The following is a 22172-nucleotide window of genomic DNA, read 5'->3' on the forward strand; positions in this document are numbered from 1 at the left end:
TCCGCCCTGGGGCGGGGGTTATGGGGAGGGTTTGAGGCTTACTCGCCACAGTGCCCGGGGCCGATGGCCCGCGTGGCCTGCTCGCGGTTTCGCAAGAGCACCACCGCCGGGACCGGTGGGGGAGGAGTTCCCACCTGGAATCCCCGGGCCTGAAGCGCCTCGGCCAGGGCTTCCTTCTCGCTGGTCAAGGCAAGGTTGAGCCAGACTGGGGTCATGGCTTAGCCCCATTGTAGCCGCTACGCCTTAAAGAGGGATATTGTCGTGCTTTTTGAAGGGGCGCTCCTCTTTCTTGTCCCAGAGCATCCTCAGGTGCTGGTAGAGGATGCGGCGGGTGTGGGCGGGGTCTATCACGTCGTCGATGTACCCCCTCCCTGCGGCCACCCAGGGGTTGTCAAAAGCGCGGCGGTACTCCTCGATCTTGCGGCGGCGGGTTTCCTCGGGGTTGGGGGAGGACTGGATCTCCCGCCGGTAGATGATGTTGGCGGCTCCCTCGGCCCCCATCACCGCCACCGCCGCCGTGGGCCAGGCCAGGACCACGTCCGCCCCCATGTCCTTGGAGTTCATGGCCAGGTAGGCTCCGCCGTAGGCCTTGCGGGCGATGAGGGTGATCTTGGGCACCGTGGCCTCGGCGTAGGCAAAGAGCATCTTGGCCCCGTGGCGGATGATCCCCCCGTGCTCCTGGGCCACCCCGGGCAGGAACCCGGTGACATCCACCAGGGTGAGGATGGGGATGTTGAAGGCATCCATGGTGCGAATGAAGCGGGCGGCCTTGTCGGAGGCGTTGATGTCCAAAGCCCCGGCCATGAAGCGGGGGTTGTTGGCCACCACCCCCACGGGGTAACCGCCCAGCCGGCCCAGGCCCACGATAATGTTCCTGGCGAAGCCGGGCTGGATTTCCAAAAACTCCCCATCGTCCAGCAACGTGCGGATCACTTGGTGCATGTTGTAGGGCCTTTTGGCGTCGGGATGGACGATGTCCAGGATCTCCGGGGTGGGGCGGAGGGGATCGTCCTTGGGTTCCACCACCGGGGGCTTTTCCCGGCTGTTTTGGGGCAGGTAAGAGAGAAGCTTTTTGATGAGGTCCAGGACCTCCTGGTCGTTTCGGCCCTCGAGGTGGGCCACCCCGCTTTTCTCCATGTGCACGTCCGCCCCGCCCAGCTCCTCAAAGCTCACTTCCTCCCGGGTCACGCTCTTGATCACCTCGGGGCCGGTGATGAACATGTAGCTGGTCCCCCGGCTCATGAGGATGAAGTCGGTCATGGCGGGGCTGTAGACGGCTCCCCCGGCGCAGGGCCCCAGGATGGCGGAGATCTGGGGCACCACCCCGGAGTAGATGGCGTTGCGGTAGAAGACCTCCCCGTACCCGGAGAGGCTATCCACTCCCTCCTGGATGCGGGCCCCAGCGGAGTCGTTGAGGCCCACAATGGGAGCCCCCACCTTGGCCGCCAGGTCCATGAGGCTGGCGATCTTGCGCCCATGCATCTTGCCTAAGGAGCCGCCCAAGACGGTGAAGTCCTGGCTGAAGACGAAGACCAAACGGCCCCCGATGGTGCCGTAGCCGGTCACCACCCCATCCGCCGGAGCCTCAACCCCCTCCATGAGACCGGTTTCCAGGTGCTCGGCAAAGGGCATGAGTTCCACAAAGCTTCCCGGGTCCAAAAGGTATTCTATTCGCTCCCGGGCGGTAAGCTTCCCCTGCTGGTGCTGCTTGCGGATGCGTTCCTCTCCCCCTCCCAGGAGGATCCTTTTCCGCCTTTCCTCCAGCTCAGCCAGTAGCTCATCCAGGATAAGCTTGGCGTTGTCGGCCATACTGGCCGCATGATATACTAAGAAGCCGGGTTTGCTTCCACGGTAAGGGGGCCCGGCAGAGGAGGTGAGAGGAGTGAAGCGCTGGTTAAGCCTGGTCCTTTTGCTGGTGGTGGCGCTTCTTGTGGTTTGGGCTAGCTACCAGGGCTATGCCCGCCTCCGGGCCCTCGAGGGCCAGGTGGCCGCCTTGGAGAGTCGGGTGCAGGCCCAGGAGCAAGTCCTGAAGGCCTTGGGCGATCGGGTGGGCAAGCTGGAACAGGAGGTCTTCAAGGCTCCGTCCCCACCTCTTTCCCTCCCCGAGGTGCCAAAGGCCCCAAGCGCCCCCGCCTGGCCCTATGCGGTGGGCGTGGTGGTGGCGGCGGTGCTCCTTTTCTTCCTGTTGCAGCTTCTTCGCGGCAACCGGGGAAAGGAAGGGGCCGAGGGGCAGGGATCACCAGGACAGGAGAACCACGAGGTCTCGCGTATGGAAAGCGAAGGAGCTCCGCCCAGGAAGGAGTAGGGATGGACTGAAGCTCCGGGCGGGCAGGGATTTCCCTGCCCGCCCTTTGCCCCTGGCCGTAGCTAGTCCTTAAGTTTCTTGACCGCCTGGATCAAGGCGGGGAGCACCTGGTGCACATCCCCCACGATGCCGTAGTCGGCGTGCTTGAAGATGGGGGCCTCGGGGTCCTTGTTCACCGCCACGATGTACTTGCTCTTGTTCATCCCCGCTAGGTGCTGGACCGCTCCGGAAACTCCCAGGGCAATGTACAGGGAAGGTTGCACGGTCTTCCCCGTCTGGCCCACCTGTTCGCTATAGGGACGCCAGCCGGCATCCACCACCGCCCGGGTGGCTCCCACAGCCCCGCCCAGGAGGGCAGCAAGCTCCTCCGCTTCCTTGAAGGCCTCGGGGCCACCCATGCCCCGGCCTCCCGTGACCACCACGTTTGCCTCGGTGAGGGAGACACCCTTTTTCTCCTCCTGCACCCTCTCCAGCACCTCCACGGTGGGGACCGGAGGGATGGGAAGCGCCACCACCTGGCCTGCCTGGCCCAGGGGTTCCGCCAGGGGAGTGGTGTTGGGTTTCACCGTGAGGACCACTGGGGGAGCGGTTTTCACCTTCTGGGTCACCCGGTTCAGGTAGGCGTAACGGGTGGCGTAGACCTCGCCTCCTTCCGCCCAGGACTCCAGGGTGTCCTCCAGAAGCCCTGCCTTCAGGGCATAGGCCACCCGGCCCATGTAGGTGCGGCTTTGCCGGGAAGAAGGGGCGACGATGGCCTTTACCCCGGCCTTGGCGGCTTCCAGGATCCCCGCCGCCCACTTCTCAGCGGTGTAGGGACCGAGCTCCGCCACGTAAAGGGTTTCCACGTAGGCTCGGGCCTCTTCCACGGGGGCTTGGCCCTCCGCCAAAAGCACCCCGGCCACCCCTTCTCCAAAGGCCTCAGAGAGCTTCCGGGCCCGGGTCAGGGCCTCGAGGCTCGCCTTCCTCAACTTGTTTCCATCGTGGTCCAGAACCACCAGGATCATGGATGCCTCCTCAGATCACCTTGGCTTCCTCGTGGAGAAGCCGCACCAGCTCCTCGGCCGCCGCCACGGGATCCTTGCCGTCCAGAATCTTCTGAAGCCGGGTCTTCTCCTGGATGCTCTCCTGGAGGATTTCCACCCGGCTTGCGCCCTGAAAGGCCACCTTTTTGATCTCCTTCTTCTTGGCCTTCATGATGCCGGGCAGGGTGGGGTAGCGGGGCTCGTTCAGGCCTTGTTGCGTGGTGAAGACCGCAGGAAGCCGCACCCGTACCCACTCCGCTCCCTCGTCCAGGTCATGCTTGGCCCTGGCGGTTTCCCCTTCCAGCTCGAGGGCCGTGGTCCAGGCCACCACCGGCATGCCCAGGGCTTCCGCCAAAGCCCCGCCCAGGGCCTGGCTATCCCAGTCGGCCTGCTGCCCGCCCGTAAGGATGAGGGTAGGGGATTCCTCCCGCAGGATGGGGGCCAGGGCCTCGGCCACGGTCACGGGATCGGCGTAGCCCTCGTAAACCACGTGGATGCCCCGGTCCATCCCCATGGCCAAGGCGGTGCGGATGGCCTCCTCGGCGCGCTCGGGGCCGAAGCCCACCACGATGGCCTCGCCCCCGTGCTTCTCCTTTAGGCGAAGGGCTTCCTCCACCCCATACTCGTCCATCTGGTCCAGGATCAGGGTGGCTCCGGAAAGGTCCACCCGGTCCCCCTGGATCCTCAGCCTGCTTTCCCCGTCCGGTACCTGTCTGATGACCGCCACGAACTTCATCCCTTACCTCCTATTCCGCCAGGAGATGCCTGGCGATGATGAGTCTTTGGATCTCGTTGGTGCCCTCGTAGATCTGGTTGAGCTTCACGTCCCTTAGGAGTTTCTCCACGGGGAACTCCCGCACGTACCCGTAGCCGCCGTGGATCTGGATGGCCTGGTTGGCGGCTTCAAAGGCGATCTCCGAGGCGTAGGCCTTGGCGATGGCGCTGGCGTGGGCGTGGGGCAGGCCCTGATCGGCGAGCCAGGCGGCATAGTAGGTGTACATGCGGGCAGTTTCGATGCCGATCATCATGTCCGCCAGCTTGAACTGGATGGCCTGGAAGCCCGCGATGGGCTGGCCGAAGGCTTCTCGTTCCTTGGCGTACTTTTTGGCCTCGTCCAGGGCTCTTCGCGCCACCCCCACGCTTCCCGCCGCCACGGGGATGCGGGTTTTGTTGAGGGTGTTCATGGCGATCTTGAACCCCTCGCCCTCCTCCCCCAGGCGGTTTTGCACGGGCACCTTGACCTCCTCAAACACCAGCTCGTAGGTTCCCGAGGCCCTTTGCCCCATCTTCCCGTGGATCTTCACGGCGCTGAAGCCCGGGGTGCCTTTTTCCACCACCAGGGCCACCACCCCCTTGTGGCGCAGCTCGGGGTTCAAGGTGGCGAAGACCACCACCCACTCGGCCTCGCCCCCGTTGGAGATCCACATCTTGGTGCCGTTAAGGATGTAGTAATCCCCCTGGCGTACCGCCCTGGTTTTAAGGGCGGCGGCATCCGAGCCATTTCCCGGCTCGCTGAGGGCGAAGGCGGCCAGGGCGGGTTTCTCGGTAAGGGGCTTGAGGAAGCGGCGCTTTTGCTCCTCATTGCCGGCTAGAAGCACGGGAGTGATCCCCAAATCGCTGGCCATGGGGATGGTGTAGATGCCCATGCAGGCGTAGGCCAGCTCTTCCCCCACGATGACCTCGTCCAGCATCTTGAGGCCCATCCCCCCATACTCCTCGGGGATGATGGCGTTCAGGAGACCCACCTCGTGGAGCTTTTCTATGACCGGCCAGGGCACCTCTTCCTTCTCGTCGTACTCCTGGGCCACGGGGAGGATGACCTCCTTGGCGAAGCGCCGGGCCAGGGCCTGGAGCTGCCGTTGTTCCTCGGTGAGGCTGAAGTCTATGGGCATAACCTCCTCCTTGGCGGCCTGCCAGGGGTGGGGCCTAAGGCCCGCTCTTTGACCCAGTCTAAGATTTTGCCCTTCCCCTTGCAACCCCGCCCCCATGCTACCATTGGAGGCAGATGCGACTCGCAGGGCAAATAGAGGTTCTAGGCCGCTTTCAGCGGGCGTTGTTGAAGGATTTGGAACCCACGCAAATTCTGCGCAACCTCCTCGAGGTGGCCACGGAGGAAGGAGTGGAGCGGGCAGCCCTCTTCCTCTACCACCGGGAAACCCGGGAGCTGGTGGGAGAGGTGGCCTCGGGCCGGGGCCGCCACTACACGGTTTCCGCCATCGCCCTGCCCCTATACGCAAAAGGGCCCGTGCAGGAGGCTTTTTTCGCCGAGGGGCCCGTGAAGCGAGGACAGGAGTGGCTTCTGCCGGTGGTGGGGGAGGAGACGGTGTTTTGCTGGTCGGATCCGGAGAGCCGGTGCAGCGCGCGCCCCAAGGCCTCCCGGGAGACCCGGGCCCTGGTCTGTCCCTCCTGCAGCCGGTTTACCCCCAAGGGGGTGTTGAGCCTGGAAGGGGTGCCCCAGTCCCTTCTTTCCTTGATGCCCCTTCTGGCCCAGCTTACGGCCTTGGCCTTGAAAAACGGCGAACTCCTCTCGGAGCGAAACCGGGCTTTGGCCGAGCTTTCCCGCCACGCGGAGGCCCTATCCCACGTGAGCGCCTTGGCCCGGGAGGTGGCCAAGGTCCTCGAGCCCAGCGCGGTGCTGGAGACCCTGGCCCGCGTCCTTTCCGAGCGGTTCGGTTTCTATCGGGTGACCGTGGCCCTGGTGAAGGGGGAGGAGGGTAAGGACTACCTGGAGGGCTACCTCACGGTGCGGGGAAAAGACCTTTACTGGACGAAGGGCATCAGCCGCATCCGCCTGTCCCTGGCTTCTTCCCCGGATCCCCTGGCCAAGGCGGTGCGGGAGCGGAGGACCCTGGTTCTGGCAAGGGAGAGCCTGCCCCCGCATGTGGCCCAGGAGATGGGTCCCAGCGTGGCCTTTGTTCCCATCCTGGCCGAGGAGGAGGCCTTGGGGGCGGTGGCCGTGGACCACGGGCCTGGGGGACCAGGGGTGAATGAGGCGGAGGTGCGCTACGTGGAGCTCCTCACCGGCGTGGCGGGGGTAGTCCTCAGGAATGCCCAGCTTTACCGGGAAAAAAAGGAGCTTTCCTTGGCCCTGGCGGCGGAGCGCAGGCGGCTTTCCCAGGTGCTGGAGGAGCTTCCCGACGGGGTGGTGGTGCTTTTCGGTTCCGAGGGTTTTGCCAACGGGAAGGCCCGCCAGGCGCTTTCCGTGGGGTCCACGGTGTCCCTCGAGGACCTTCCCGCGGCCCTGGAGCCCGCCTTGGAAGGAGGAAGGTTGGAGTTTAGCCTGGGAGGGGCCACGTATAGCGTCCGGGGAAAGCAGGTGGGGGAGATGCGGGTCTTGGTCCTCCACGACATCACCGAGCGCACCCGCATGGAGCGGGCCCTGAGGGAGCAGGTGGCCTTCACCCAGACCTTGGTGGACCTGGCCAAGGAAGCCTTGCGCCAACCGGGCCTCGCTCCCTTGACCGAGGCCATCGTCAAGCGCCTACAGGCTCTTTTCAACGCGGATGAGGGGTTGCTCTTGGCGGAGGAGGGGGGTAGCCAAAGGGTGCTTTACAGCACTTGCGCCCTTCCCGGGCCCCTTCCCCGGCCCAACCTCCTGGAAAAAGCCCTGATGGGGGGAGAGCCCCTGGGGGCGGAGGTCCTGGAGGCCCAGGACTGCGGGGTGGCGCAGAGGCTGGGCCTTAAGAGCGCCCTGGTGGTTCCCTTCCGGGCGGGGGGGTTCCGGGGGGGACTCCTTTTGGGCTTTCGGCGGGAGAGGCGTTTTTCCGAGAAGCTCCTCTCCCGGCTGGTTCAGGTGGGGACCCTGCTGGCTTTGGTGCTGGAAAAGGCTCGCTTTTTGGAACTGGTGGAGGCCGAGGAGGAGCGCCTCAAGGCGCTTTTGGAGCACTCCCAGGACGTGGTCTACGTGCTGGATGGGGAAGGGCTTATCCGTTATGTGAGCGCCAGCGTGCGCCCGGTGCTGGGCTATGACCCCGAGGGGTACAAAAAGGCTCCCTTGAGGGCTCTGGACTTCGTTCACCCCGAGGACCGGGGGTTGGCGGAGGCCTTGTTCCGCGAGCTTTTGAGCCACCCGGGGGAAGTGCGTACCGGGGAGTTCCGGGTCCTTCGCGCGGACGGCACCCCGATTTCCGTGGAGGCCTGGGGGCGGAACCTCCTGGCTGACCCCCGGGTGCAGGGGGTAGTGGTGGACCTGCACGACCTGCGTCCCAGGCTGGAGGCAGAGCGCCTTAAGGGGGAGTTTATCGCCGCCGTAAGCCACGAGCTCCGCACTCCTTTGGCGGTGATCATGGGCCTGGCCGAGCTTCTTCGGGAGGAGGGGCTTTCCCCCTCGGCCCAGGAGTCGGTGGACCTCATCCTGGAAAGCGCCTTCCGGCTCAAGACCATGGTGGATAACCTCCTGGACACGAGCCGCCTCGAGGCCGGCCGCTTTGAGGTGAGCCGAAGACCCGTGAACCTGAGGCCCCTTCTTCAGGACTTGGCCAGGAGCTTCCAAGGCGTGGCGCGGCTTTCCGGGGTGGAGTTCCAGGTGGCTTTGGAGGAGCTTCCCCTTTTGGAGGCGGACCCCGACCGGGTGGTTCAGGTGGTGGGCAACCTGCTTTCCAACGCCTTCAAGTTCACCCCGCCGGGCGGGCGGGTCTACCTTCGGGCCCGGCAGGAAGGGGACAGGGTGGTCCTGGAGGTGGAGGATACGGGCCCTGGCATCCCCAAGGAGGAGCTTCCCAGGCTTTTCCAGCGCTACGCCCGGGCCAAGAATGCCCAGACCCGGGGGGTTTCGGGCACGGGGCTTGGCCTTTTCATTTCCAAGCACATCGTGGAGGCCCACGGGGGCCGGATTGAGGTGGAAAGCGAGGAGGGCAAAGGAAGCCTCTTTCGGGTTATCCTACCCTTGTATGGCCCGCATCCTTCTGGTTGAGGACGAACCCTTGGTGGCCCACATGGTGCGCCGCATTCTCGAGCGGGCCGGGCACCAGGTGGACTGGGCCTCTTCCGGCCAGGCGGCCTTGGACAAGCTTTCCGAACCCTACGATCTCGTGGTGTGCGATCTGGTGATGCCCGGGGTATCTGGCCTTGAGGTGATCCAGAGGATGCGGGCCTTGGGTCTTTCCACTCCTATTCTGGCCCTTTCCGCCAGCGTTTCCGAGAAAAGCCGGCGGGAGGCCCTCGAGGCAGGGGCGCAAGCCTTCCTGGGCAAACCCTTTGAAACCCAGACCCTGTTGGCCCAGGTGGACCGGCTGTTGGTCCGGGAAGAAGGGTAATGGGCCTTCGGACGGCCTGAATAGCCTGGGGCGGGCTGGTGTATACTTATATACGCGAAAAGGAGGAAGGCATGAGGCGGAGGCAGTTTCTCAAAGGGGTGGGGGTGGGTCTAGCGGCAAGCCTTTCCTACAGGGCCTTTGCCCAGGCCGCCCCGCAGGTGCGCTGGCGGCTGGTGTCCAGCTATCCCAGGAGCCTGGATACCCTCTATGGCGGTGCCGAGGATTTGGCCAAGCGGGTAGCGGAACTCACCGGCGACCGCTTCCAGATCCGGGTTTACCAGGCGGGGGAGATCGTTCCCGGGGGCCAGGTGCTGGATGCGGTCCAGCAGGGAACCGTGGAGGCAGGCCACACCTATGGCCCCTTCTACGTGGGCAAGAACCCCACCCTGGCCTTTGACGGGGGCGTGCCCTTTGGCATGACCTACCGGCAGCACAACGCCTGGATGCGGTATGGCGGCGGTTTGGACCTCCTGCGCGCGGTCTATGCCGACTTCGGGGTGATCCAGTTCCCTGGGGGAAACACCGGGGCCCAGATGGGAGGATGGTTCCGCAAGGAGATCAAGAGTGTGGCGGACCTTAAGGGCCTGCGGATGCGCATCCCTGGCCTTGGGGGACTGGTGATGGGGCGGCTTGGGGTGGTGCCCCAGACCCTGGCCGCTGGGGATATCTACCCGGCCCTGGAGCGGGGTACCATCGACGCCACTGAGTTCTCCGGCCCCTACGACGACGAGAAGCTGGGCTTTTACAAGGTGGCCCGCTACTACTACTACCCCTCCTTCTGGGAACCCAGCGCCCAGCTTTCCTTCCTGGTTTCGCAAAGGGAGTGGCAGAGGCTTCCCAAGGAATTCCAGGAGGCCTTCCAGGTGGCGGCGGCGGAGGTCAACCTCACCATGATGGCCAAGTACGATGCCCAGAACCCTCCGGCCCTGAACCGCCTTCTCAAGGCGGGGGTGCGCCTGCGCCGCTGGCCGGGGGAGATCATGAAGAAGGCCCTCGAGGAAGCCCGGGCCCTGTACGAGGAACAGGCGGCCAAGGACGCCACCTACCGCAAGGTGTATTCCGCTTACTGGGCCTTCCGCAACGAACAGTACCGCTGGTTCTCCGTGGCCGAGCTGGGCTATGAAAGCTTCGCCTTCCCCACCGCTTGAGGAAACGTGGGGAAGGTTCTCAATCCAGCTTTTCCAGGCGCACCGCCGCCACCTTGTACTCGGGGATGCGGCTGAAGGGATCCAGAGCGTCCAGGGTGAGGCGGTTGGCGGGGGCTTCGGCGAAGTGGAAGGGAGCGTAGACCACTCCTTCGGGGGTGCGGTCCGTGACCCAGGCCCGGGCCCGGATCCGGCCTCGGCGGCTTACCACCTGGATGACCTCCCCATCCCCTATACCCAGTTTCTGGGCGTCCTTGGGGTTCACCTCCACCTTGAGTTCGGGGTAGGCTTCCTTGAGCTGGCTGTTCCTGCTTAGGGTGCCCCCGTGCCAGTGGAAGAGGACCCGGCCGGTGGAAAGGGTAAAGGGGTACTCCTCCGAAGGGGTTTCCGCCGGAGGGGTGAAGTGCACGGGGAAGAAGCGGGCCTTCCCCGAGGGGGTGTTGAAGCGCTCTCGGAAAAGCACCGCCTCGCCGGGATGGTCCTCCTGGGGGCAGGGCCAGCGAACGCCCTCGCTTTCCAGCCGGCGGTAAGTGACCCCGCCCATTATCTCCGGAATGGCCCTGCGGACCTCCTCCCAGATGGCCTCGGGGCCGGGGTAGAGGGTCCATGGACGGCCCAAGGCCTGGGCCAGGCGCTTGCCCAGCTCCTGGACGATCCACCAATCGGGCCGGGCCTCCCCTGGGGGGTCCAGCAACTTCCGGATCCTCTGGACCCTGCGGTCGGTGTTGGTGAAGGTGCCGTCTTTTTCCAGGAAGCTGGCCGCCGGCAGGACCACGTGGGCAAAGGGAGTGGTCTCGTTTTCCAGGATGTCCTGCACCACAAGGAAGGGGAGGGCCTCCAGCTTGGCCTTCAGGTGGTCTTGATGGGGCTCGCTGGTCACAGGGTCCTCCCCGATGAGGTAGATGGCCTCCACCTCGGGGATTCTCTCGAAGACCTCGGTCATGCGTAGGCCCGGCTCGGGGTTCAACTCCACCCCCCAGAGGGCCTCAAAGCGTTTCCTTGCTGCTTGGTCCGACACCTTCAGGTACCCGGGGAGGACATCGGGCAGCGCTCCCATGTCCCCTGCCCCCTGCACGTTGTTCTGTCCCCTTAAGGGGTTCAGGCCCGCCCCCTCCTTCCCCACATTGCCCGTGAGAAGGGCCAGGTTCACCAGGGCCTGGGCGGTGGCAGTCCCTTTGGTGTGCTGGGTGACTCCCATGGCCCAGTAGGCCCCGGCCCGTTCCGTGGTGGCGTAGAGCCGGGCGGCTAGGGCGATTTTCTCCTTTTCCACAGAGGTGATGCGCTCGGCTTCCTCCAGGGTGTAGGGTAGCAAGGAGGCTTGCCACTCGGCGAAGCCCTCGGTGCGCTCCTCCACGTACCCTTGGTCCCAGAGCCCCTCCTCGAGGATATAGCGGGCCATGGCGTTCAGGAGGAAAAGATCGGTGCCCGGGCGTATCCGTAGCCACAGGGTGGCGGCCTCGGCCATGCCGGTGTAACGGGGGTCTACCACGATCATTTGGGCCCCTTGGCGGACCCTTTTTTTGATCATGGCGGCGATGACCGGGTGGGTTTCCGTGGTGTTGGAGCCCACCACCAGGAAGAGATCGGTTTTCCAGATGTCCTCTATGGGATTGGTCATGCTGGCCCCGCCCAGGGAACGGGAAAGGGCCACGGTGGAGGAGGAGTGGCAAAGCCTGGAGCAGTGGTCCACGTGGTTGGTAAAGAGGAGGGCGCGGGCCAGTTTCTGCGTAAGATAGACCTCCTCGTTGGTGGTCTTGGCGGAGGGGAAGACGGCGAGGGCCTCGGGGCCTCGCCTTTTCAGCACGGCGAGAAGCTTGCTTGCCGTATAGTCCAGGGCCTCGTCCCAGCTAACCCGGCGGAAGGCCTGGCGGCGGTCTTCCCGCACCATGGGGTAGAGGAGGCGCTTTCCCGAGAAGGGAAAGTCCAGGCCAAAGCGGCCTTTCACGCAAAGAGCCCCGTGGTTAGGGGGGATGTCGGGGGCGAGCACCCGGAGGATGCGGCCCCCTTGGATCTCGGGCTCCACCTGGCAACCCACGCCGCAGTAAGGGCACGTGGTGCGCATCCTACACCTCCATGCTCAAGGGCCTGAGGGCCCCTGTGGGGCAAACCTGGACGCAGTTGCCGCAGAAGACGCAGGGGGTTTCGGGAAGGGGCCGGTCCAGGGGGGTGGTGGGGTGGGCCATGAGGCCCTTTCCCTCCAGGGTGAGGGCGTACACCCCCATGATCCCGTCCCCGCAGGCATCCACGCAACGGCGGCAGTTCACGCACTTGGCGTAGTCCCTGAGGAAGAAGGGATTGTCCCGGATGGGCTCCCGCTCCCTTCGGCTCAGGGATACGCTGCCCCAACGTTGGGGTCGGCCCTGATGGGCCTTCAGGAGCTCTAAAAGGGAGGGGGCCTGGCTCAGGTCCGTGGTCAGGGCTAGCCATTCCAGGAGGGTTCGGCGGAGGATTCGGAGGTCCTCCGTGTCCGTTCTCACCTCCATGCCCTCCTGAGCCTGGGTGGTGCAGGCGGGAAGGAGGCGGCCATCCACCTCCACCAGGCAGAGGCGGCAAAGCCCCCGGGTTTCCGCGTGGGGATGGTAGCACAGGTGGGGAGGATCCGTGATCTCCAGGAGGAGGGTTCCCTCCTGGACCTCCGCCTCATGCCCGTTCACCTTAAGCCGCACCTTCCACCTCCAACAGGCTTTGGTAGGCCCAGTAGGCGGACTGGCCCAAGCCGCACAGGCTTCCCTTGAGGGCCTGTCCCAGGTGGTGAACCAGGTCCCGGTTCCTTTCCCGCCGCCTCACCATCTCCACCTGTACCGCCGTGCCCAAAGGACAGGGGAAGCACTTCCCACAGGACTCCTCCCGGAAAAACTCGGCCAGGCCCAAAAGGACTTCCCATAGGTCCACCTCCTTTCCGAAGGCCACGATGGCGCCGGCTCCCAAGGGGAGCCTACCCTTGTAGCGCAAAGGGAAGGCGAAATCGCGGGTAAACACCCCTGCGGCTCCGCCCAGGAGCACGGCCTTCAGCGCCTCTGGCTCGCCTTCAGCTTTCCGTAAGGCGTCTTCCAAGGATGTTCCCAGGGGAAGCTCGTAAAGCCCCGGTCTGGCCACGTCCCCAGTGATGGAGAAAAGCTTGGGCTCCTTTTCGCGCCAGGTTCCCGGGCCCTCCCTCAGGATCAGGGGCAGGTTGGCCAGGGTTTCCACGTTTTGCACCAGGGTGGGCCTTCCCCACAGGCCTTTTTCCACGGGAAAAGGGGGCTTTAGGCGGGGCTCGGCCCTTTTGCCCTCCATGGACTCCAGAAGGGCGGTTTCCTCGCCGCAGATATAAAGGCCTCCACTGCGGAAGACCTCGGTGGGGACGGGGAGGAGACCGGCTTCCTGCAGTTCGGCGATGGCCTTTTCCAGGCCCAGCATGGCAGCCTCTAACTCATCCCGCACGTAGAGGAAGACCCGGCTGGCCCCTATGGCCAAGGCGGCCAGAAGGGTCCCCTCCAGAACCAGGAAGGGATGGTGCTCCAGGAGAAAGCGGTCCTTGAAGTTGCCCGGTTCCGATTCGTCGGCGTTCACCACCAGATACCTGGGGGGTTCCCCCCGGGCCACGGCCCGCATCTTGATGTGGGCGGGAAAGGCGGCTCCTCCCCGGCCCAGGAGCCCAGCCTCCTCCACAGCCCGGAGGATGGCCTCCGGGGCCAGGAGGTTTTTCAGGGCCCTCCGCAAGAACACCAACCCCCCCAACGCCTCATACTGGGCAAGTTCCAGGATGGGTTCGGGAGGAAGGAGCCGGTTCCCATGCCCTAGGGCGAAGGGAAGGCGAAACTCCTTAAAGGGGATGAGCCGGCCTTCCCATTCCACATAGCGTTTCTCCCCTTCCACCCGCACGTGGATGGGGGAGAGGGCCTCGAGGCCCAAGGGAGGATGGGTTCCGTCGGCTTCCTCTAGGAGGCGGGCGAATCCCCGGGCCCGGGCCACGGGATCGTCCACCAGGAGCCTCCCCTGGGGCAGGCCCCGGTACCTGGGGTAGTAGCGCACCACCCCCCAGGCCTGGGCCAGGGGTACCCCGGCCAGCCGGGTCGCCTCGGCCACCTTCTCCTCGCTTAGGGGAAGGCGGGCATCCAGGAGGGGGAGGAGGCTTGGCTTTTCCATGCCCTTAGCTTACCTGGCCGAGGGGGCTGGGCCGGTCAAAGGATGCGGAGATGGGGAAAACGGGAGAGGAGGTGGTTTTGAAAACCTTCCATGCGGTCTTCGGGCACCAGGGCCACCACCGCCCCGCCGAACCCTGCCCCCGTGAGCTTGGCCCCATAGGCCCCGGCCCTCAGGGCTTCCTCCACCAGGGTGTCCAGTTCCGGGAGGCTCACCTCGTAGTCTTGGGAGAGGGAGCGATGGCTTTGCACCATCAGTTCGCCGAAGGCCCGGGCGTCCCCTCTTCGTAGGGCCTCTACCCCCCTTAGCACCCGGAGGTTCTCTCCCACGATGTGCCGCGCCCTTTTGTCCAAGGGGGAGGGAAGGCTCTCCACCAGGCAAAGGTCCCCGATGTCCCTAAGGCTTCGCACCCCAAGCCGCCTGGCTGCCTCCTCCGCTTCCTTGCGCCTTTCGTTGTACCCGGCGCTGGCCAGGCGCCGCTTTAAGCCCAGGTCTAGGACCGCCACCCGGCTTCTTGGAGGAAGGGGTAGGTTCTCGTGTTCCAAGGTCCGGGTGTCCAGGAAGAGGGCCTTGCCCACCTCGCCCAGGCTGGCGGCCATCTGGTCCATGATGCCGCAGCGCACCCCCACGTACTCCACCTCCGCCTTCTGGCCCAGAAGGGCGATTTCCTTGTCGGAAAGGGGTAGGCGGTAGAGGAGGCGCAGGGCCTTTAGCGCCGCCACCTCGAGGGCCGCGGAGCTGGAAAGCCCCGCCCCTATGGGTACCCTGCTCCGCACGTAAAAGCGAGCCCCGGGAACCTCGTACCCCGCCTCCCTCAGGGCCCAGACCACCCCCAGGAGGTAGTCCAGAAAGTCCCCCTGGGCCGGGCTTTCCAAAGGCCGGGCCCTGAGCTCCTTGAGCTCCTCGCTGTAGGCCTCTACCCGGCCCTCCCCTTTGGCGGCCTCCACTTGGGTGAAGTAGGGGAGGGGGGTGGGAAGGACGTAGCCCTCCTGATAGTCGGTGTGTTCCCCCAAGAGATTCACCCGCCCCGGGGCCTGGGCGCTGGCCTCGGGCAGGGTACCGAAGACTTCTTTAAACCCCATGCCTCCATTATGGGCATAGGGCTTTGAGGTTATGGTCCAGTAGATCCAGATAGGTGGGCACCCTTCGGTCCAGGGTGTCGGTATAGAGGACGACGATGCGGGCTCCCAGGGCCTCAGCCAGGGCCTTGAGGGCGGTTCCCTGGAACTGGGGTTCAGCCAGGACCAGCTTTACCCCCTCCCGGCGCGCTCGCTCCAGGAGCGTGAGGAAGGTGCGGCTTCCCGCCTCCTGCACCCCCGAGGCGGTGAGGCTTCCCACCACCTGGATGCCATAGCGATGGGCAAAGTAGGCGAAGGCATCGTGCTGGGTGACCACCTTGAGGCCCTTTAGGTTGCAGGCTTGGAAGGCCTTATCCCGCCTTTCCACCTCCGCCTTAAGGCGCTTTAGGTTGGTCTGGTAGAGGGCCTTTCCTTTGGGGTCCAGCTGGGAGAGTTCCTGGGCGATGCGCTCGGCATAGCGCAGGGCATAGGTGGGGTCGAGCCACAGGTGGGGGTTGCAGGGGCCGTGGGCGTGCCCCTGTTCCTCCGGGCTTTCCTCTTGGTGTTCCTCCTGGCAGATGAGGCCGGGTTGCCCTTCCGCCAGCTTCACCACCCGGGCGCCTTGGGGGAGAAGGCTTTGCAGCTTGGGCAAGAAGGCCTCGAGGCCCAGGCCATTGGCGAAGAGAAGGCGGCTTCGGGCTAGGTTTTTGGCGGTACTGGGAGTAGGTTCAAAGGTGTGGGGGTCGGCCCCTGGGGGGACCACGCTTTCCACCTTGACCCGGTTCCCCCCCACCTGGGACACCAGGTCGGCCAGAAGGGGGGTGGTGGCCACCACCTGCACCTGGGCCCAGGCAGGGGAAAAGAGGAGGAACAGCAGGGCTAACCGTGACATAAGGTAATGATAAACTATTATCGTTATAGCCGCAAGCCCCCTTGGGCCGCCCACTGGCTTATGAAGGGGCACGGTATACTCAGGGGGAAATGAGCCTAAAAGCCCTCCACAAGAAGCACGTCCTTACCCCCTGGGTGGCCCAGGCTCCCCTTGACCCCCCCTTGGTGGTGCGGGGTGAGGGAGTCTGGCTGTACGACGAGGAGGGGCGGCGCTACCTGGACCTTTCCAGCGGCCTGGTGGCCTTGAACCTGGGCCATGGCCACCCTAGGCTGGTGCGGGCCATTGCCGAGCAGGCGGCCACCCTGGCCTATGCGGCCCCTAGCTTTTTCCACGATAAGCGGGCCCTTCTTGCCAAGGCCTTGTCCGACCTCTCCCCCTGGCCCGAAGGGGCCAGGGTTTTCTTCGCCCCCTCGGGCACCGAGGCCAATGAGGACGCCCTGAAGTTCGTGCGCCACCTCACGGGCCGCTTCAAGGTCCTTGCCGCCTACCGGTCCTTCCACGGGGCCACCCACGCCTCCGCCAGCCTTACCGGGGAAAACCGCCGCTGGCCCTCTGAGCCAGGCAACGCCCCCGGGGTGGTCCACTTCTTCGCCCCCTATCCCTACCGGAGCCCCTTTTACACGGAAGACCCCAAGGAGGAAACCGCCCGGGCCCTGGACCACCTGGAGAGGGTTCTCCTCCACGAGGATCCCAAGCGGGTGGCGGCCATCTTCTTAGAGCCCGTGGTGGGCTCCAATGGCGTCATCGTCTACCCGGAAGGGTACCTCGAGGGGGTGCGGACCCTTTGCGATCGGCATGGCATTCTTCTGGTCTTTGACGAGGTGATGACCGGCTTTGGGCGCCTGGGGGCAGCCTTTGCCGCCCTGCGGTTTGGCGTGGTCCCCGACCTCATCACCTTCGCCAAGGGGGTCACCTCCGCCTATGTGCCCTTAGGAGGGGTGCTCGTGCGGGAGACCCTGGCCCGCTACTTTGACGAGAATCCCTTGCCCACAGGGCACACCTACTCTGGTCATCCCTTGGCGGTGGCGGCGGGGTTGGCCGCCCTCGAGGCCTACCGGGAGGAAGGCCTCTTTGAGCGGGTTTTGGCCATGGAGGGTTTCTTCCAGGAAAGCCTGAAGGCCCTAAAGGACCGGCATCCCGTGGTGGGGGATGTCCGGGGGCTTGGGGCCTTTTACGCCTTGGAGCTGGTTCGGGACCGGGGCACCAAGGAACCCCTTTCCCCCTGGCACGCGCCCTTTAGCCCGGCCATGCAGGCCCTGCAAAAGGCCTTGCGGCAGGAGGGGGTTTACCTCCTGGCCAAGCACAACATCCTGGTGGTGGCCCCACCCCTCACGATAAAGGAGGAGGAGTTCTTGGAAGGTGTGGAGCGCCTTTCCCGCGCCCTCAGGCAGGTGGAGGTGGAGGCTTTGGGCTAACCTGGAAGGGTGCGGCGGCTGGAGGAGCTCTTCCCTTTCCTGGCCTCCCTCGAGGGGAGGCCTTACCCTTTTTACAAGGATCTGAAGGGAACCTGGAGGGGTGAGGGGTTTAATCTGCGCTTTGTCCACGTGCAGGGAGATCCCTTCGCCGCCCCAAGCGTTTTGGAGGTGCGCTACCCGGCCAAGGCGGTGGGGAAACTTCGGGTTTACCGCCACCCTATGGGCCGCGTGGCGGTGGAGGACTTCCTCCTCAGGGCCCTCAAGGCCCGTTTCCGTCACCTGCCCCATGTGGGGGGTAGCGGCCACTCGGGGAGGGTCTTGGTGGAGGTGGAAAGCCCCAAGGTGTTGCGGCGGGCCGGGGCCCATCTTGGCCAGGAAGCGCTTTACTTGCGCTTCCGGGTGGGGCTTCCCGCCTCGGGCCGGAGGATTCTGGGCAAGGAGGCGGCGAGGCTTTTCCGGGCGCTCGTAGAACACCTCTCGGCCTTCTTGGTGGAGCTGGACGGGAGGGGGCTTCTTGCCCACATCCACCAGGCCGAGGACTTCGCCCACATCCAGGAAAACCTTTCCCAAAGGGGCCTGGTGGCCTTTGTGGGGGATGGGGCCATCCTCCCCCGGGAAAGCGGGGTAAGCCAGAGGCCCTTAAGGGGTGCGGTCCCCTTCCAAAGCCCTCCTTCCTTGCGGGTCTCCTTTCGGGTACCTCACAAGGGCGAGGTCGTTGGGATGGGCCTTCCCGAGGGCCTCACCCTCATCACCGGCGGGGGGTTCCATGGGAAGACCACCCTCCTCGAGGCCCTGATTCACGGGGTTTATCCCCACGTGCCTGGGGACGGGCGGGAGTGGGTGGTGACCCATGCCCTGGCGCATAGGGTCCAGTCCGAAGACGGCCGAAGCGTGAAGGGCGTGGACTTAAGGCCCTTCGTGCACGACCTTCCCCTGGGCCAGGACACCTCCTTCTTCTCCACGGAGGATGCCTCGGGGTCCACCAGTTTGGCGGCCGCCATCTTGGAGACCCTGGAGCTAGGCGCCCGGGTGCTTCTCCTGGACGAGGATACCTCCGCCACCAACCTCCTGGTGCGGGATGCCCGCATGCAGGCCCTGGTGCGGCGGGAAACCCTCACCCCCCTTTTGGACCGGGTTCAGGACTTTAAGGCCAGGGGGGTGAGCCTGGTCCTGGTGGTGGGCGGGGTGGGGGACTACCTGGACCTGGCGGACACGGTCTTGCTTCTGGAGGAGTACCGGCCGAGGGAGGCCACCCTGGAGGCTAAGGCCATCGCCCAAGCCCATCTCACGGGGCGGGCTTTTGGCGAGCCTGGGTATCCCCTTGCCGTGGCTTCCCGGGCCCCCTTGCCCGAAAGCTTTGATCCCGGGCGGGGCAGGAAGGCCCGGGTGAAGGGTCGGGGCTTCAGGGAGCTGGTATACGGGGAGGAGGTGGTGGACCTATCCGCCTTGGACCTTTTTGAAAACGCCCAGGTGCGGGCCTTGGGGGCGTGGTTCCAGCGGCTTTGGCGGCAGGCGGACGGCAAGACGCCCTTGCGTAAGCTGGTGGAGGCGGTGCTGGAAGGGGCAGAGGATCTTTTTTCCCTGGAAGAGGCCCCCGAGGTGGCGGAGGTACGCCCTTTGGAGCTGGGGGCGGCGGTGAACCGGCTTCGGGGCCTGGAGGTAAGGCGGGTGGAGGAGTAAGCTCTCCATATGTGGCGGTCTTTAAAGGTTGACCTTAGGGATAAACGGGTTTACTGGCAGGCTGCTTCCCCGGAGGAGGTGGCCTATGGGGGCCGGTACCGCACGGGAAGGATCCTCATGGAGCGGGAGGCTTACCGGCTGGACCCCTTTTCCCCGGAAAACCCCTTGGTCTTCGCCATCGGCCCCCTGGCGGGTACGGGGTTTTCCAACGCCAACCGCACCAGCGTGGGCACGCGAAGTCCCCTGACCTTGGGCATCAAGGAGGCCAATGGGGGCGGCACCTTTGGTTACGCCCTAGGCCAGATGAAGCTTTCCCACCTGGTCCTCGAGGGGGCAAGCCCCGACTGGGTGGTCCTCCGCATCACCCGGGGGGGCCAGGTCTTCTTCGACCCGGCGGAGGACCTCCTGGGCCTCGGGAACTTTGAGGCGGCGGCCAAGCTCTTTGCCGCCTACGGCAGAAAGATTGCCTTCGCCCTTTTGGGGCCGGTGGGGGAGTACCTGGGCCTCCTTTCGGGCATCGCCTTTTCCGACATCGACGGCAGGCCTTCCCGCTTGGCGGCCCGGGGGGGCGTGGGAGCGGTGATGGGAAGCAAGCGGGTCAAGGCCATCGTGGTGGAGGTGCCGGGGAAGGTGGAGGTCTGGGACAAGCCCAAGGTTACCGGGGCCATCCGCCGCTATGCGGAGCTTTTGCGCCAGGACCCCTTGGTGATGAAGTTCTACAACGCCATCGGCACCATGGGAATGGCGGACTTCCAGAATGCCTTCGGGGGACTGCCGGTGAGGAACTTTCGCCAGGGCCAGCTGGCCTCCCCGGAGGAGTTCCGCATGGGCGGCCAGTACATCGCTCCCCTCAACAAGGCCCGGGGAGGGAAACACACCCACGCCTGCATGCCCGGATGCGTGATCCAGTGCTCCAACGTCATCGTGGACGAAAAAGGGGAGGAGGTGGTTTCCCCCCTGGAGTACGAGACCATCGGCCTTTTGGGCACCAACTGCGGCCTCACCGACCCGGATGCCCTCGCCCGCCTGAACCGCCTGGCCAACGACCTGGGCATCGACACCATCGAAACCGGGGCCACCTTGGCCCTTTTCATGGAAAAGGGAGAGGCGGACTTTGGGGACTTTGCCTTCATGGAGGCCAGGCTCAAAGCCCTCTACACCCCAAGCGAGGAGGCCCGCTTCCTGGCCCAAGGCACCGCCCGGGTGGGGGAGGCGCTTGGGCTTAAGCGGGTTCCCGTCATCAAGCGCCAGGCCATCAGCGCCTACGATCCCAGGGTGGTGGAGGCCACGGGGATCACCATGATGATCACCGCCCAGGGGGCGGACCACACCGCGGGGAATGCCCCGCGCCTGGAAACCCGGGCCATGCCCGTGGAGGAGGTCCTCGAGGCCAGTTACCAGGCCCAGGTAAACGCCGCCGCCAACGACGCCCTGGGCCTTTGCGTCTTCGGGGGAAGCGTCACCAACAAGCAGGTGGAGTTCGCGGTGGAAAGCCTAAACGCCGCCCTGGGCACGAACCTGACCCCTGCCTTCTGGCGTGAGCTGGGGGAAGGGGTTTTGCGCCTGGAACATCGCTTTAACCACCTGGCGGGCTTCACCCACCAGGATGACCGCCTCCCGGGCTTCTTCTATGAGGAACCCCTTCCGCCCAAGGGCTACACCGCCCGCTTCCGCCCCGAGGACCTGGCGCCCCTTTACGAGAGGCTGGACCAAGGGTCGTAAAGCTCAGGCCTCTGGGCGGAGGGGGGAAGGGTTTCCCCTTTAAGGAAGCGGCGGGCGTAGAGCTCCGCAAGCTCGGGGAAGGGTTCGGCGGCCACCTTCTCCAAGGCGTAGACCGTCACCGCGTCTGCCAAAGCCCTAAGGGCCTCCTTGGCGTACCAGGGTCCTTCCTCTTGCAGCTTCTTGAGGATCTTGTGCGCCTCGGCCTGGGCCCTGGGGCTTCCCCCTAGCATGGCCAAGAGGGGCTCGTGGGCGCGCTTCTTGAGGATGGCCTCCAGCATGTCCAGGGCCTGGATGTTGGCGGGGCCCTCCCAGATGGGGGTGATAAGGGCTTCCCGGTGCCAGCGGGCCACCCCGTACTCCTCTAAGAAGCCCAGGCCCCCGAAGAGTTCCATGGCGAGGGCGGTGATGGCGCTGGCGTGCTCGGCGGTGCGCCCCTTGGCCAGGTGGGAGAGGAGGCGGGCCAGGTGGTAGCCCTCGCTGTAGGGGGGCCTTTCCTCCCAGGCTTGGTCAAAGGCCTGGATGGCCAGAAAGGCCAGGGCGGTGCCTCCCACCTGCCTCAGGCGCATCTCCAGGAGGTCGTGCTGAATGAGGTCGTGCTGGAGGAGGGTCTTCCCGAAGGCTGTCCGCCTCCTTACCCGGAAGAGGGCCTCGAGGTGGGCCTTCTTGGCGATGCCCATGGCGGCGGCCGCGTTGGCCAGCCGGCTCACCGTGAGGTTTTCCAGGGTGTAGTAAATGCCTTCCTCCAGCCTGCCGATGGGGTAGGCCAGGCTTCCCTCCAGCTCCACCTCCCCCGAGGGCACAGCCCGGGTGGCCAGCTTTTCCTTAAACCGGCGCACGGTGAAGTTCAGCCTCCCCTCCACCTCCCGGGGCAGGAGGAAGAGGCCAAGGCCCTTGGGGCCGGCCGGGGCTCCCTCCGGCCTGGCGGTGACGATGGCGTAGTCGGCCAGGCCCGCCCCCGAGGCAAAGTACTTATCCCCCCGGTAAAGGCGGTAGGCGTTTCCCTCCCGCCGGGCCGCGGTGCGGTTGGCCCCCAGGTCGCTTCCTCCCTGGATCTCTGTCATCCAGGTGGCGCCGAAGGCCGGGCCGTAAAGGAGCTCCCGCTTCACCCCTTCGTGCTCAGGGGCGTACTTGTGGAGGGCGTAGGCCACCTGGTGGGTGATGGTGAGGATGCAGTAAAGCCCTCCATCCGCCAGGAGGTACCCAAAAGCGTAGTGGAGGGACCAGCCCCGGCCCTCATAGGCGGGGCGGATCATGGGGCGAAGCTTCTCCAAAAGAGCCTTTTGCGCAGGGGAGAGGAGGGCCCGGTCTATACGGTTCCCATCCAGGTCGTGCATCTGGAGGCGGGGCGGGGCATCCTGGTCCACGTGGTGGGCCACCTCCAACACCTCTTCCCCTACCAGCTTCCCGAAGGTGGAGAGCTCCTCTTGGGGGAGGCCGGGAGCAAAAGTGCCTAATATCGCTTTTAGGTCCGGGTCAAGCTGATAATGATCCTCGCCCTGGCTGTAAAAGAGCGCCCTCATGGTTTCCTCCGGGTCCCAGGCTAATCCCGGGAG

At 65.3% G+C, this 22172-nt stretch carries 18 protein-coding genes; 7 read left to right on the forward strand and 11 right to left on the reverse strand.

Going from position 1 to position 22172, the window contains the following annotated elements; translation table 11 throughout:
* Positions 1-38: 38 nt before the first annotated feature.
* Together C2847_RS12245 and C2847_RS03010 are read right to left on the reverse strand one after the other, a co-directional pair.
* On the reverse strand, positions 39-215 hold the full coding sequence (locus C2847_RS12245; protein WP_164835621.1) for a hypothetical protein: 177 nt from the start codon (positions 213-215) through the stop codon (positions 39-41).
* A gap of 28 nt (positions 216-243) precedes the next feature.
* Positions 244-1809, reverse strand: a complete 1566-nt coding sequence (locus C2847_RS03010) for an acyl-CoA carboxylase subunit beta (RefSeq protein ID WP_105317007.1) — start codon at positions 1807-1809, stop codon at positions 244-246.
* Between the two features lie 73 nt (positions 1810-1882).
* On the opposite strand from C2847_RS03010, the gene C2847_RS03015 reads away from it, so the two are divergent.
* Positions 1883-2305 carry a hypothetical protein gene (locus C2847_RS03015; protein WP_105317008.1) on the forward strand — a complete coding sequence of 141 codons (423 nt, stop codon included), beginning with the start codon at positions 1883-1885 and terminating at the stop codon, positions 2303-2305.
* 62 nt (positions 2306-2367) lie between these two features.
* On the opposite strand, the gene C2847_RS03020 is transcribed toward C2847_RS03015, so the two are convergent.
* From C2847_RS03020 to C2847_RS03030, 3 genes are read right to left on the reverse strand one after another with little or no spacing between them, the layout of a single operon-like run.
* On the reverse strand, positions 2368-3309 hold the full coding sequence (locus C2847_RS03020) for an electron transfer flavoprotein subunit alpha/FixB family protein (protein ID WP_105317009.1): 942 nt from the start codon (positions 3307-3309) through the stop codon (positions 2368-2370).
* Positions 3310-3319: 10 nt separating this feature from the next.
* Positions 3320-4063: an electron transfer flavoprotein subunit beta/FixA family protein gene (locus C2847_RS03025; protein ID WP_105317010.1), complete on the reverse strand. Its 744-nt coding sequence runs from the start codon at positions 4061-4063 to the stop codon at positions 3320-3322.
* 10 nt (positions 4064-4073) lie between these two features.
* Positions 4074-5219 (reverse strand): acyl-CoA dehydrogenase family protein, encoded by a 1146-nt coding sequence (locus C2847_RS03030; RefSeq protein WP_105317028.1) that lies wholly within the window; start codon positions 5217-5219, stop codon positions 4074-4076.
* Positions 5220-5332: 113 nt separating this feature from the next.
* On the opposite strand from C2847_RS03030, the gene C2847_RS03035 reads away from it, so the two are divergent.
* The 3 genes from C2847_RS03035 (at position 5333) to C2847_RS03045 (ending at position 9730) form a co-directional block, all read left to right on the forward strand.
* Positions 5333-8239, forward strand: coding sequence for an ATP-binding protein (locus C2847_RS03035; RefSeq protein ID WP_105317011.1), 2907 nt, complete (start codon positions 5333-5335; stop codon positions 8237-8239).
* Positions 8217-8582, forward strand: a complete 366-nt coding sequence (locus tag C2847_RS03040) for a response regulator transcription factor (protein WP_105317012.1) — start codon at positions 8217-8219, stop codon at positions 8580-8582. The genes C2847_RS03035 and C2847_RS03040 overlap by 23 nt, the downstream gene beginning before the upstream one ends.
* A gap of 71 nt (positions 8583-8653) precedes the next feature.
* A complete protein-coding gene (locus tag C2847_RS03045) occupies positions 8654-9730 on the forward strand; it encodes a TRAP transporter substrate-binding protein (protein WP_105317013.1) in 1077 nt (358 codons plus the stop codon).
* Positions 9731-9749: 19 nt separating this feature from the next.
* Here the strand turns inward: C2847_RS03045 and fdhF are convergent, their stop codons facing one another.
* The 5 genes from fdhF to C2847_RS03070 are packed head-to-tail and all read right to left on the reverse strand — an operon-like array spanning position 9750 to position 15802.
* Positions 9750-11789 (reverse strand): formate dehydrogenase subunit alpha, encoded by a 2040-nt coding sequence (fdhF, locus tag C2847_RS03050; protein ID WP_105317014.1) that lies wholly within the window; start codon positions 11787-11789, stop codon positions 9750-9752.
* A 1-nt stretch (position 11790) separates the two neighbouring features.
* Positions 11791-12393 (reverse strand): 2Fe-2S iron-sulfur cluster-binding protein, encoded by a 603-nt coding sequence (locus C2847_RS03055; RefSeq protein WP_105317015.1) that lies wholly within the window; start codon positions 12391-12393, stop codon positions 11791-11793.
* Positions 12383-13855, reverse strand: coding sequence for an NADH-ubiquinone oxidoreductase-F iron-sulfur binding region domain-containing protein (locus C2847_RS03060; RefSeq protein WP_105317016.1), 1473 nt, complete (start codon positions 13853-13855; stop codon positions 12383-12385). Before C2847_RS03060 ends, C2847_RS03055 begins: the two co-directional genes overlap by 11 nt.
* Before the next feature lie 35 nt (positions 13856-13890).
* A complete protein-coding gene (gene galK, locus C2847_RS03065; protein WP_105317017.1) occupies positions 13891-14934 on the reverse strand; it encodes a galactokinase in 1044 nt (347 codons plus the stop codon).
* Between the two features lie 7 nt (positions 14935-14941).
* Positions 14942-15802 carry a metal ABC transporter substrate-binding protein gene (locus C2847_RS03070; protein ID WP_105317018.1) on the reverse strand — a complete coding sequence of 287 codons (861 nt, stop codon included), beginning with the start codon at positions 15800-15802 and terminating at the stop codon, positions 14942-14944.
* Between the two features lie 89 nt (positions 15803-15891).
* Here C2847_RS03070 and C2847_RS03075 point away from each other — a divergent pair, with 89 nt between their 5' ends.
* Genes C2847_RS03075 through C2847_RS03085 form a run of 3 tightly spaced genes read left to right on the forward strand, consistent with a single transcriptional unit; the run spans position 15892 to position 20619 of the window.
* Positions 15892-17217: an aminotransferase class III-fold pyridoxal phosphate-dependent enzyme gene (locus C2847_RS03075; RefSeq protein ID WP_105317019.1), complete on the forward strand. Its 1326-nt coding sequence runs from the start codon at positions 15892-15894 to the stop codon at positions 17215-17217.
* Positions 17218-17226: 9 nt separating this feature from the next.
* Complete coding sequence (locus C2847_RS03080; RefSeq protein ID WP_105317020.1) at positions 17227-18897, forward strand: ABC-ATPase domain-containing protein; 1671 nt, start codon at positions 17227-17229, stop codon at positions 18895-18897.
* Positions 18898-18906: 9 nt separating this feature from the next.
* Positions 18907-20619, forward strand: a complete 1713-nt coding sequence (locus C2847_RS03085; protein WP_105317021.1) for an aldehyde ferredoxin oxidoreductase C-terminal domain-containing protein — start codon at positions 18907-18909, stop codon at positions 20617-20619.
* On the opposite strand, the gene C2847_RS03090 is transcribed toward C2847_RS03085, so the two are convergent.
* A complete protein-coding gene (locus C2847_RS03090; protein ID WP_105317022.1) occupies positions 20592-22139 on the reverse strand; it encodes an acyl-CoA dehydrogenase family protein in 1548 nt (515 codons plus the stop codon). The genes C2847_RS03085 and C2847_RS03090 overlap by 28 nt on opposite strands.
* Between the last annotated feature and the right edge of the window lie 33 nt (positions 22140-22172).

The sequence above is a fragment of the Thermus tenuipuniceus genome (genome assembly GCF_002964845.1).
Taxonomy (GTDB): Bacteria; Deinococcota; Deinococci; order Deinococcales; family Thermaceae; genus Thermus; species Thermus tenuipuniceus.